This is a genomic window from Serratia sp. 121840015-1, assembly GCF_053627655.1.
In genome coordinates, this window is the sequence record NZ_JBSEYF010000006.1 from 277,392 (window position 1) to 289,671 (window position 12,280).

The 12,280-nt window shown below is 60.4% G+C and carries 10 protein-coding genes; 8 read left to right on the forward strand and 2 right to left on the reverse strand.

Annotated features, from left to right (window positions below; all coding sequences use genetic code 11):
- Positions 1-17 precede the first annotated feature (17 nt).
- The 3 genes from pepE (at position 18) to fre (ending at position 3,078) form a co-directional block, all read left to right on the forward strand.
- Positions 18-743: a dipeptidase PepE gene (pepE, locus tag ACUXAC_RS22940; protein ID WP_060424139.1), complete on the forward strand. Its 726-nt coding sequence runs from the start codon at positions 18-20 to the stop codon at positions 741-743.
- A gap of 86 nt (positions 744-829) precedes the next feature.
- Positions 830-2,326 carry a 4-hydroxy-3-polyprenylbenzoate decarboxylase gene (ubiD, locus tag ACUXAC_RS22945; RefSeq protein ID WP_025304926.1) on the forward strand — a complete coding sequence of 499 codons (1,497 nt, stop codon included), beginning with the start codon at positions 830-832 and terminating at the stop codon, positions 2,324-2,326.
- Positions 2,327-2,376: 50 nt separating this feature from the next.
- On the forward strand, positions 2,377-3,078 hold the full coding sequence (gene fre / locus ACUXAC_RS22950) for an NAD(P)H-flavin reductase (protein ID WP_004934474.1): 702 nt from the start codon (positions 2,377-2,379) through the stop codon (positions 3,076-3,078).
- Between the two features lie 172 nt (positions 3,079-3,250).
- Here fre and fadA read toward each other — a convergent pair whose 3' ends face one another.
- A complete protein-coding gene (gene fadA, locus ACUXAC_RS22955; protein WP_025304928.1) occupies positions 3,251-4,414 on the reverse strand; it encodes an acetyl-CoA C-acyltransferase FadA in 1,164 nt (387 codons plus the stop codon).
- A gap of 10 nt (positions 4,415-4,424) precedes the next feature.
- Entirely contained in the window at positions 4,425-6,614 is a 2,190-nt protein-coding gene (gene fadB / locus ACUXAC_RS22960; RefSeq protein WP_342121139.1) for a fatty acid oxidation complex subunit alpha FadB, read from the reverse strand.
- A 233-nt stretch (positions 6,615-6,847) separates the two neighbouring features.
- Between fadB and ACUXAC_RS22965 the strand changes: the two genes are divergently transcribed.
- The 5 genes from ACUXAC_RS22965 to hemG all read left to right on the forward strand — a co-directional run bounded on the left by ACUXAC_RS22965 (position 6,848) and on the right by hemG (position 12,144).
- On the forward strand, positions 6,848-8,044 hold the full coding sequence (locus tag ACUXAC_RS22965) for an MFS transporter (protein ID WP_308343322.1): 1,197 nt from the start codon (positions 6,848-6,850) through the stop codon (positions 8,042-8,044).
- A 112-nt stretch (positions 8,045-8,156) separates the two neighbouring features.
- Positions 8,157-9,488, forward strand: a complete 1,332-nt coding sequence (gene pepQ, locus ACUXAC_RS22970) for a Xaa-Pro dipeptidase (protein ID WP_070915666.1) — start codon at positions 8,157-8,159, stop codon at positions 9,486-9,488.
- Entirely contained in the window at positions 9,488-10,102 is a 615-nt protein-coding gene (locus tag ACUXAC_RS22975) for an IMPACT family protein (protein ID WP_084826254.1), read from the forward strand. The genes pepQ and ACUXAC_RS22975 overlap by 1 nt, the downstream gene beginning before the upstream one ends.
- A 35-nt stretch (positions 10,103-10,137) precedes the next feature.
- The gene (gene trkH / locus ACUXAC_RS22980; protein ID WP_004934492.1) at positions 10,138-11,589 is read left to right on the forward strand and encodes a Trk system potassium transporter TrkH; all 1,452 of its coding nucleotides are present in this window, start codon (positions 10,138-10,140) and stop codon (positions 11,587-11,589) included.
- A 21-nt stretch (positions 11,590-11,610) separates the two neighbouring features.
- On the forward strand, positions 11,611-12,144 hold the full coding sequence (gene hemG, locus ACUXAC_RS22985) for a menaquinone-dependent protoporphyrinogen IX dehydrogenase (protein ID WP_342121137.1): 534 nt from the start codon (positions 11,611-11,613) through the stop codon (positions 12,142-12,144).
- Positions 12,145-12,280 lie beyond the last annotated feature (136 nt).

The window sequence follows — 12,280 nt, forward strand, 5'->3', positions numbered from 1 at the left end:
GACCGAGGGGGAAAGAAATGGAGCTGTTTCTGTTGAGCAACGGCAAGCTGTCTGGCGAAGCCGAGCTGCTGGGGTACGCCAAAAGCCAACTGCTGGCGATGATTGCGCGTCGCGGCATCAAATCCGCCGTCTTTATCCCTTACGCCCTGATCCGTTATGACTACGACCAGCGTGCGCAGGAGCTGGCGCAAACGCTGGGCATCGAAGTCACCAGTATCCACCACGCCGCTTCGCCGGCGGCGGCGATCGCGCAGGCGGAGTGTATTTTGGTCAGCGGCGGCAATACCTGGTTGCTGAACCAAATGCTGCACGAACAAGGCCTGATCGTGCCTATCCAGCGCGCGGTGCGCGAGCGTGAGGTGCCTTACGTCGGCTGGAGCGCCGGTTGCAACGTGGCTACGCCGAGCATTCGTACCACCAATGATATGCCGGTGCGCTGCAGCGTGGTGCTGCCGGCGCTGGGGCTGTTCCCGGTGCAGATCAACCCGCATTACATCGACGCGCATATCAGCGGCCACATGGGCGAAACCCGTGACGAGCGCCTGGCGGAGTTCTGCGCGGTCAACCCGAGTGAATCGGTGGTGGCGCTGCGTGAAGGCAGCCTGCTGCACGTTGAAGGCGATGCGCTGCGTTACTTCAGCGCTAACGGGCAGGGCTTCAAGGTGTTCCGCCACGGCGAGGAGACGCGCGAATATCAGGATACGCGTGCGCTGGCCACGCTAGTGCCGTTCAACTGCGGCTGAGGGCCACCCCGCAGCGGGCGGCGTTAACAAAATTGCAGCAACAACCGTGAAGAGGGCTTATAATGCCCTCCCCACTGGCCGTTATAATGATCAGCATGAAATACCGTGACTTACGCGATTTCCTCTCGTTGCTGGAGAAGAGAGGGGAACTAAAACGCATCAGCCAGCCGATCGATCCTTACCTGGAAATGACGGAGATTGCCGATCGCACCCTGCGGGCGGGCGGCCCGGCATTGCTGTTTGAAAACCCGAAAGGCTACGACATGCCGGTGCTGTGCAACCTGTTCGGCACCGCCAATCGCGTGGCGATGGGCATGGGGCAGGAAGACATCAGCGCGCTGCGCGAAGTCGGCAAACTGCTGGCGTTCCTCAAAGAGCCTGAGCCGCCGAAAGGCTTCCGCGATCTGTTCGACAAAATGCCGAAGTTCAAGCAGGTGCTGAACATGCCGACCAAGGTGCTGGGATCCGCGCCTTGTCAGGAGCAGGTATGGCAGGGTGAGGATGTCGATCTGGGCCGTATTCCGGTGATGCACTGCTGGCCGGAAGACGCCGCGCCGCTGATCACCTGGGGGCTGACGGTGACCCGTGGCCCGCATAAGGAACGGCAAAATCTCGGCATCTATCGCCAGCAGGTGCTGGGCAAGAACAAAGTGATTATGCGCTGGCTGTCGCATCGCGGCGGCGCGCTGGATTATCAGGAGTGGTGCCAGGCGCACCCCGGCGAGCGTTTCCCGGTCGCGGTAGCGCTGGGCGCCGATCCCGCCACCATCCTCGGTGCGGTCACGCCGGTGCCGGATACCCTGTCTGAATACGCCTTTGCCGGGCTGCTGCGCGGCAATAAAACCGAAGTGGTCAAGTGCCTTTCCAACGATCTGGAAGTGCCAGCCAGCGCCGAAATCGTGCTGGAAGGCTATATCGAGCCGGGTGAAATGGCGCCGGAAGGCCCCTACGGCGACCACACCGGTTACTACAATGAAATCGACCAGTTCCCGGTGTTCACCGTCACCCACATCACCCAGCGCCGCAACGCGATCTACCACTCGACCTACACCGGCCGCCCGCCGGATGAGCCGGCGATCCTGGGCGTGGCGCTGAATGAAGTGTTCGTGCCGATCCTGCAAAAACAATTCCCGGAAATCGTCGATTTCTATCTGCCGCCGGAAGGGTGCTCGTACCGCCTGGCGGTAGTGACCATGAAAAAACAGTACGCCGGCCACGCTAAACGCGTGATGATGGGCGTCTGGTCGTTCCTGCGGCAGTTTATGTACACCAAATTTGTTATCGTCTGCGATGACGACGTCAATGCGCGCGACTGGAACGACGTGATTTGGGCGATCACCACACGAATGGATCCGGCAAGGGATACCGTTCTGGTGGAGAATACGCCGATCGACTATCTGGACTTCGCCTCGCCGGTTTCCGGCCTGGGTTCGAAGATGGGGCTGGACGCCACCAATAAATGGCCGGGTGAAACCGATCGCGAATGGGGCCGTCCGATTCAGATGGATGAAAAGGTACGTGCGCGCGTCGACGAAATCTGGGATGAGCTCGCAATCTTCAGTGACAGGGAACCGACGCTGTAGCGTCAGGCTCTGTTCTCAGCTTTGCATTGATGACCCGACAGAGGGAACGCATGACAATATTGAGCTGTAAAGTGACCTCGGTAGAGGCCATTACCGATACGGTTTATCGGGTACGTCTGGTGCCCGAGCAGCCGTTTTCTTTCAAGGCAGGGCAATATCTGATGGTGGTGATGGACGAGCGCGACAAGCGTCCGTTCTCGCTGGCATCTACCCCGACGCAGCAAGATTATATCGAGCTGCACATCGGCGCTTCGGAGCTGAATCTGTATGCCATGGCGGTGATGGATCGCATCCTGAAAGAGCAGGCGATCACCGTCGACGTGCCGCACGGCGACGCCTGGCTGCGGGAAGAGGGCAGCCGTCCGCTGGTGCTGATCGCCGGCGGTACCGGCTTCTCTTACGCGCGTTCAATCTTGTTGACCGCGTTGGAGCAGCAGCCCGATCGCGATATTTCGATCTACTGGGGCGGGCGTGAGCTGAAGCACCTGTACGATTTGAGCGAGCTGGAAGCGCTGTCGTTGCAGCATCCGAATCTGAAGGTGATCCCGGTGGTCGAGCAGCCGGAAGCCGAATGGCGCGGCCGCAGCGGCACCGTGCTCAGCGCGGTGCTGCAGGATTTCGGCACGCTGGCGGAGCACGATATCTATATCGCCGGGCGTTTCGAGATGGCGAAAATCGCCCGTGAGCGTTTCTGCGCCGAGCGCGGCGCGCTGGAAGCGCATATGTTCGGCGATGCGTTTTCGTTTATCTGACAGAGGCGATGCGCAGTGAACGGGGTGGCCGAGGGTCGCCCCGTTTTTATTTGGGCGCCGGCAAACTTCAGGCATAAAAAACCCGCCCCTGACAGGCGGGAAGAACGGCAACTAAACTTGGCGGGATGCCGCGATTTGAAGTGGTGACGCGGTCATCCCAAGATAGACACAGCTAAACGCGTTCGAAGACGGTGGCGATGCCCTGGCCCAGGCCGATGCACATGGTCGCCAGGCCGAACTGCGCGTCGCGACGTTCCATGTTGTTCAACAGGGTGGTCGAGATGCGGGAGCCTGAACACCCCAGCGGGTGGCCGAGCGCGATGGCGCCGCCGTTCAGGTTGATCTTGTCGTCGATGCTGTCCATCAGGCCCAGATCCTTGATGCACGGCAGCGACTGGGCGGCGAACGCCTCGTTCAACTCGAACAGATCGATGTCCTGCACGCTCAGACCGGCGCGTTTCAGCGCCAGCTTGCTGGCCGGCACCGGGCCGTAACCCATGATGGAAGGATCGCAGCCGACGACCGCCATCGAGCGGATGCGGGCGCGGGCCTTCAAACCGAGCGCTTTGGCGCGCGATTCGCTCATCAGCAGCATGGCGGAAGCGCCGTCCGACAGGGCGGAAGAACTGCCGGCGGTGACGGTGCCGTTGACCGGATCGAACGCCGGACGCAGGGCCGACAGGCTTTCGACGGTGGTTTCCGGGCGAATGACTTCATCGAAATCGTAACGGGTCAGCACGCCATCGGCGTCGTGGCCGTTGGTCGGTATGATCTCGTTTTTGAAGTAACCTGCCAGCGTCGCCGCATGCGCGCGCTGGTGGGAGCGGGCGGCAAACTCATCCTGCATCTGGCGGCTGATGTTGTGCATCTTGGCCAGCATTTCGGCGGTCAGCCCCATCATCCCGGCGGCTTTGGCCACGCTGCGGCTCAGCCCCGGATGGAAATCCACGCCGTGGTTCATCGGCACATGACCCATGTGTTCCACGCCGCCGATCAGGCTGACGTGCGCGTCGCCGACCATGATGGCGCGCGCCGCGTCGTGCAGCGCCTGCATCGAAGAGCCGCACAGGCGGTTGACGGTCACCGCCGGCACGCGGTGCGGGATCTCGGCCAGCAGCGCGGCGTTGCGGGCGATGTTGAAGCCTTGCTCCAGCGTCTGCTGCACGCAGCCCCAGTAAATGTCATCGATCTCGGCGGCATCCAGCGCCGGGTTGCGGCTCAGCACTTCACGCATCAGGTGAGCGGAGAGATCTTCGGCGCGCACCTGGCGGAAGGCGCCGCCCTTGGAGCGGCCCATCGGCGTGCGTACGGCATCAACAATAACTACGTTTTCCATCTTTATGACCTCATGCCGGTTGGCGGGTAGCGACGTCGGACAGCGGTGTCGCCACCGGGTAGTAGCTTTCATTGCGTTCGGCCTTGGCGCGCAGACCGGCCGGCACCTGATACAGGGCGCCGAGGTGTGCGTAGCGCTGGGCCAGCTCAACGTAGTTGGCGGTGCCGAGCGTATCCAGGTAGCGGAACGCGCCGCCGTGGAACGGAGGGAAGCCAATGCCGTAGACCAGCGCCATATCGGCTTCCGCCGGGCTGGCGACGATCTTCTCTTCCAGGCAGCGAACCACTTCGTTGATCATCGGGATCATCATGCGCGCGATGATTTCTTCGTCGCTGATGGTCTGGCGCGGTTGGCTCACTTCGGCCAGCAGCGCGTCGGTCTGCTCGTCGTTGTCCTTGCGCGGTTTGCCTTTGCTGTCCTGGCTGTAGCGGTAGAAGCCCAATTGATTTTTCTGACCGAAGCGCTGGTTGTCGAACATCACGTCAATGGCGTCGCGATAGTCTTTGCTCATGCGATCCGGGAAGCCGGCGGCCATTACCGCCTGCGCGTGGTGCGCGGTGTCGATGCCCACGACGTCGAGCAGGTAGGCCGGGCCCATCGGCCAGCCGAACTGTTTTTCCATCACTTTATCAATCTGACGGAAGTCGGCGCCGTCGCGCAGCAGCAGGCTGAAGCCGGCGAAATACGGGAACAGCACGCGGTTGACGAAGAAGCCCGGGCAGTCGTTCACCACGATTGGCGTTTTGCCCATGCGGCTGGCGTAGGCCACCACTTTGGCGATGGTGTCATCGCTGGTCTGTTCGCCGCGGATGATTTCAACCAGCGGCATGCGGTGTACCGGGTTAAAGAAGTGCATGCCGCAGAAGTTTTGCGGGCGCTTCAGCGATTTTGCCAGGTGATTAATCGGAATGGTCGAGGTGTTCGACGCCAGAACGGTGTCCTCATCGATCAGGTTTTCCACTTCCGACAGCACGGCGGCTTTGACCTTCGGATTCTCGACGACCGCCTCAACGATCACCTGTGCGCGCTCGATGCCGGCGTAGTCCAGCGTCGGCTGAATGGTCGACAGCACCTGCGCCATTTTCAGGCCATCCAGCTTGCCGCGCTCCAGCTGCTTATTGAGCAGCTTGGCCGCTTCGCTCATGCCCAGCGTCAGCGACTTGTCGCTGATGTCTTTCATGATCACCGGCACGCCTTTCAGCGCCGATTGGTAGGCGATGCCGCCGCCCATGATGCCGGCGCCCAGCACCGCCGCCTGTTTCGGCGCATCCACATTCTTGGCCAGCTTTTTCGCCTGGCCCTTCACGAACTGATCGTTAAGGAAGATGCCGACCAGCGCGCGCGCTTCGTTAGAACGCGCCAACGGCACGAAGCTGGCGGTTTCCAGTTTCAGCGCTTCATCGCGGCCCAGCTTGGCGGCGGCTTCAATGGTTTTCACCGCGGTCATCGGCGCCGGGTAATGTTTCCCGGCGGTCTGCAGCACCATGCCTTTGGCGGTGGTGAAGCTCATCGCGGCTTCAATCGGGCTGAGCTTCAGCGGCTCCAGCTTAGGTTGACGCGCGGCGCGCCAGTCCAGCTTGCCGTCGATCGCCTGTTGCAGCATTTTCAGCGCCGCTTCGGCCAGTTTCTCCGGTGCCACTACCGCATCCACCAGACCGACTTTCAACGCGTCTTTGGCGCTGACGTCTTTGCCGGCGGCGATGATTTCCAGCGCGCTGTCGTTACCCAGCAGGCGCGGCAGGCGGACGGAACCGCCGAAGCCCGGCATGATGCCCAATTTGGTTTCCGGCAGGCCGATGCGCGCGTCCGGTGAGGCGGCGCGGAAATCGGTCGCCAGAATGCATTCGCAACCGCCGCCGAGCGCATAGCCGTTAATGGCCGAAATGGTCGGCACCGGCAAATCTTCCAGCCGGTTAAAGACGTTGTTGGCGAACACCAGCCACTCTTGCAGCTTTTCAGCCGGTGCGGCGAACAGAGAAAGGAATTCGGTGATATCGGCGCCGACGATAAACGCGGCTTTGGAGGAGCGCAGCAGCAGCCCCTTCAGCTCAGGCTGGTTTTCCAGCACGGTGAGCGCTTCGCCCAGGCTGGCGACGGTGCGGGTGTCCAGCTTGTTGACCGAGCCCGGTGCGTTGAACACCAGCTCGGCGATGCCGTTATCGAGCCAGTGCAGTTGTAATGTTTCGCCTTGGTAGAGCATGTCTATCTCCTGAATCAGCGTATGATCTGGTATGACCAGATGATGAGGAGTGTGGTTTTTATGTTAAAAATATGCAAATGAGAGATTGCATATTTGCTGGTCGGATCACATCTCGCCAAGTTAGTTTTTTGATTTAAAACGAAGTTATATTTTATGTGCTATCGGCATTTGCTGGAGTCTGTCGGCCCTCATACACTTGCCTGCAGCGATTTAGCATTCAGACGAGGTAAGGCATGACTAAGGCGGCTTGTGTCAAACGCAGCGGCTTATGGAGTATTCCCGCCAGAACCATGACGCTGGCGTGTCTGTTGGTATTTATGGCGCAGATGGCGACGACCGTGTACCTGCCTTCGCTGCCGACGGTGATGCGCGAGTTGGCAATGAGCCGGCGCGCCACCGAGCTGTCCATTTCGATCTTCGTCATCGGCGCTGCCTTGCCGGTGCTGTTCTGGGGCGCGGCTGCCGATCGCTTTGGCCGCCGAGCGCCGCTGACGCTTTCCCTGCTGCTTTTCATTGGCTGCAGCGGGCTGTTGGCGCTGTGCAGCAACGGCGCCCAGCTGCTGGCGCTGCGCGCGCTGCAGGGTGTGGGTGCCGGTGGCGCGGCGATCATTGCACGCATCATCGTGCGGGATAACTGGAGCGGTGACGAGCTGGCGCGGCGGCTGTCGGTGCTCTCTATCGCTTTTATCACCGCGCTGGGCGGCGGTCAGTTCGTCGGCGGCCTGCTCAGCCAATATTCGCACTGGCAGATGGGCTTCGTCTTGATGGGGGCCACCGGTTTGGCCATTCTGGCGCTGATGGCGACGCTGCCGCTGGAGGCGGGGCGCGATCGCGGGCCTCGCCCGGCGCTGACGGCTACCTACTTCGCCATCCTGCGGCGGCCGGGATTTTTTTGGCCGGCCTGCGTCGGCGGGCTGGGTTTCGCCACCACGGTGACGTTGCAGGAGGTGAGCCCGTTCGTCATGCAACAGGGTTTTGGTCTCAACGTCACGGCGTTCGGCGCGCTGGGCTTGGTGATCGGCATCGCCTACTTTAGCGGCGCGTTGACGGTGAACCGTACGGTGGCGCGCGTCGGCGGGAAAAAACTGATGCAAACCGGCAGCGGCATCGTGGCCCTGGCGACGGTGGCGATCCTGATATTGTGGTGGAGCGGCATTCTGGCCGGCCTTTCCGGTATGGCGCTGTTCATCGCGCTGTATTGCCTGACTATTTTTGGCCAGGCGGTGTTGTTTCCCAACAGCATGGCGATGGCGGTCAGCGACGCCAAAGAGTACGGTGCCTATGCGATGGCGCTGTGCGGCTTTCTGCAGCAGTGTCTGGCGGGCGTCGCCGCGGCCGGCGCGGTGTTGTTGGAGCACCATGGCCTGTGGGCGCTGGCGATAGCGGTGCTCGGCCTGGCCGGTTGGCTAATGGTTAAACTGCGGATGTAACGGCATTTGCAGGGAATTGCGAGCTGCTCCGCATGCCCAACGCGATGAGGTTGGTGCGTCGGAGCGCTGTGTTAAGATGGCTTCTTTCGTGCTAAGGCATAAGGGTACTGTGATGGAAACGCTGGCTTCTTTGTATAACGACCACCTGGCAGAGCTGCAAAAACGCGCGCGCGAAGTGCTGGAGCGCAACAAGTTGGATGCGCTGCTGATTCACTCCGGAGAACTGCAAAAGGTATTTTTGGACGACCATAGCTATCCGTTCAAAGTGAACGCGCATTTCAAAGCCTGGGTGCCGGTGACGTCGGTGCCGAACTGCTGGTTGTGGATCGACGGTGTTAACAAGCCGAAGCTGTGGTTCTACTCCCCGGTTGACTACTGGCACAGCGTAGAGCCGCTGCCGGAGAGTTTCTGGACCAAATCCCTTGAATTGATGCCGCTGGCCAACGCCGACGCCATCGCCCAGCAGCTTCCGCCGCAGCGCGAGCGCGTGGGCTATATCGGTTATGCGCAACAGCGCGCCCGCGATCTCGGCATCCCTTCTGAGAACATCAATCCGAAAGCGGTGTTGAACTACCTGGATTTCCACCGTTCGATCAAAACCGGCTATGAGCTGGCCTGCATGCGCGAAGCGCAGAAGACGGCGGTAACCGGCCATCGTGCGGCGCATGAGGCCTTCCTCTCCGGCATGAGCGAGTTCGACATCAACCTGGCCTACCTGACGGCGACCGGCCACCGCGATACCGATGTGCCTTACGACAACATCGTGGCGCTGAACGAACACGCTTCGGTACTGCACTACACCAAGCTGGATCATCAGCCGCCGGCCGAATCCCTGAGTTTTCTGATCGACGCCGGCGCGGAATATAACGGCTACGCCGCCGATCTGACCCGCACCTACGCGGCGCAAAGCGGCAGCGAGTTCGCCCACCTGGTGAAAGATCTCAACGGTGAGCAGCTGGCGTTGATCGACACCATCAAAACCGGCGTGCGTTATACCGACTACCATGTGCAGATGCACCAGCGCATCGCCAAGCTGCTCAAGAATCACAAGTTGGTGAACGGCCTCAGCGAAGAGGCGATGGTTGAAACGGGTATCACCACGCCGTTCCTGCCGCACGGGCTGGGCCACCCGCTGGGCCTGCAGGTGCACGACGCCGCCGGTTTTATGCAGGACGAGCAAGGCACCCACCTGGCGGCGCCGTCCAAGTATCCGTTCCTGCGTTGCACCCGCGTGTTGCAGCCGGGCATGGTGTTGACCATCGAGCCGGGTCTGTACTTCATCGACTCTCTGTTGGCGCCGTGGCGCAGCGGTGAGTTCAAGCAGCACTTCGCCTGGGATCGCATCGATGCGCTGAAGCCATACGGCGGCATCCGCATCGAAGACAACATCGTGATCCACGAAAAGCGCATCGAGAACATGACGCGCGATCTGAACCTGGCCTGATGCGGCCGTACCCGATACCGGCTGAAGCAACCTGCTTTACCGAAGAAATAAAGAAGAGCCGTTTTATCACCCTGCTGGCGCCGACCAGCGGGGTAGAAGCGGCAAAGGCGTTTATTCAGCAGGTGCGGGATGAGCACCCAACGGCGCGGCACCATTGTTGGGCATTCGTCGCCGGCAGCCCCGATGACTCGCAGCAGCTGGGGTTCTCCGACGACGGAGAACCGTCGGGCACCGCCGGCAAACCGATCCTCGCGCAGCTGATGGGCAGCGGTATCGGCGAAGTGACCGCCGTGGTCGTTCGTTACTATGGCGGCGTCAAGCTGGGCACCGGCGGGCTGGTGAAAGCCTATGGCAACGGTGTTCAACAGGCGTTGAAGCAGTTGGCGTTGGCACAAAAGGTGCCGGAAGCAGAATATATCTTGCAGTGCGACTATGCGCAGTTGGCGCTGGTGGAGAACTTGCTGCAGCAAACCGCAGGTCGGATCCTGCAGGGCGAATACGGCGCCGCCGTCGTGCTGCATCTGGCCTTGCCGGCCACCGAGGTCGAGCTGTTTGGAAATAAATTGCGTGATCTCAGTCGCGGTAATTTGCAATTAACCCCCATTTCGCAATAATTCCTCCCAATTGAATTGCTAAGGATCGTGCTGAAATGCATTTTCGCGCCATAACCCGTATCGTTGGTCTGCTGGTCATCCTGTTCTCCGGGACGATGTTTATTCCCGGCCTGGTGGCATTGATTTACCGCGATGGGGCGGGGCGTGCATTCAGCCAAACCTTCTTCGTGGCGCTGACCATCGGTCTGATGCTGTGGTGGCCGAACCGCAAACAGAAACACGAGCTGAAGCCCCGGGAAGGCTTCCTGATCGTCGTGCTGTTCTGGACCGTGCTGGGCAGCGTGGGGGCATTGCCGTTCCTGTTTTCGGAACGGCCCAACCTGTCGCTGACCGACGCCTTCTTTGAATCCTTCTCGGGATTGACGACCACCGGTGCGACGACGCTGGTGGGATTGGACTCGCTGCCGAAGGCCATTCTGTTCTATCGCCAGATGCTGCAATGGATGGGCGGCATGGGGATCATCGTGTTGGCGGTGGCGATACTGCCGATACTCGGCGTCGGCGGCATGCAGCTGTATCGGGCGGAAATGCCCGGGCCGCTGAAAGACAACAAGATGCGTCCACGCATCGCCGAAACCGCCAAAACCCTGTGGCTAATCTATGTGTTGCTGACCGTCGCCTGTGCGCTGGCGCTCTGGGGGGCTGGGATGTCGGTGTTCGACGCCATCGGCCACAGTTTCTCGACCATCGCCATCGGCGGTTTTTCTACCCACGACGCCAGTATCGGTTATTACGCCAGTCCGACCATCAACACCATCATCGCCGTGTTCCTGCTGATTTCCGGCTGTAACTACGGCTTGCACTTCGCTTTGCTAAGCGGTCGCAGTCTGAAGGTGTATGGGCGCGATCCTGAATTCCGCATGTTCATCTTCGTCCAGTTGACGCTGGTGGTGGTATGCACGTTGGTGCTCTGGGGGCATGGCGTCTATAAGAGCGGTATGGAAACGCTCAATCAGGCGTTCTTCCAGGTGGTATCGATGGCGACCACGGCCGGTTTTACGACCGACAGCATCGCCAAGTGGCCGCTGTTTCTGCCTATGTTGTTGCTGTGCTCGGCGTTCATCGGCGGTTGCGCCGGCTCGACCGGCGGTGGCCTGAAGGTGATCCGTATCCTGCTTCTGTACCTGCAGGGATCGCGCGAGTTGAAAAGGTTGGTGCACCCCAACGCGGTCTATACCATCAAATTGGGCAACCGCGCGCTGCCGGAACGCATCCTGGAGGCGGTATGGGGATTCTTCTCTGCCTATGCGCTGGTGTTTATCGTCAGCATGCTGGCGATCATTGCCACCGGCGTTGACGACTTTTCCGCGTTCGCCGCAGTGACGGCAACGCTCAATAACCTCGGCCCCGGCCTGGGCGTAGTGGCGGATAACTTCACCACGATGCCGGCGGCGGCCAAGTGGATCCTGGTGGTGACGATGCTGTTCGGGCGCCTGGAAGTGTTCACATTGCTGGTGCTGTTCACGCCAACCTTCTGGCGTGAGTGAGCCTGATATAAGGAGTACGCCATGAAGGCATTGATACTTTATTCGAGCCGTGACGGGCAAACACGCGCTATCGCTTCTTATATAGCAAGCAAGCTGCAGGACACGCTGCGTTGTGAGGTGATCGATCTGCTGCAGGCGGAACAGGTCGATCTTAGCCAGTATCAGCAGGTGATGATCGGCGCTTCTATCCGTTACGGGCACTTTAACCCGGCGCTGGATAAATTCGTCAAGCGTTATGCCGAGCAACTGAATCGAATGCCGAGCGCGTTCTTTGCCGTGAACCTGACCGCGCGTAAACCGGAAAAGCGCTCGCCGCAAACCAACGCTTATACTCGCAAGTTCCTGCTGGCCTCGCCGTGGCAGCCAAAACAGTGCGCGGTGTTTGCCGGCGCATTGCGTTATCCGCGCTATCGCTGGTTCGACCGCATCATGATTCAATTTATTATGCGTATGACGGGCGGTGAAACGGATACCAGTAAGGAAGTGGAGTACACCGATTGGCAGCAGGTCGACCGTTTCGCCCAGGAATTTAGCCAGATCCAGTACGAAAAGTGACAAAAATGCGGGTTTGGCCAGCGTTTTGCCGAAAAAACCCGCGCTTGAAAAGTTTTTTGCATTTAGGGGTTGCGGCCCGCCGAGAACTCCCTATAATGCGCCTCCACTGACCGGGAACAACGACTGACAAGCCGCC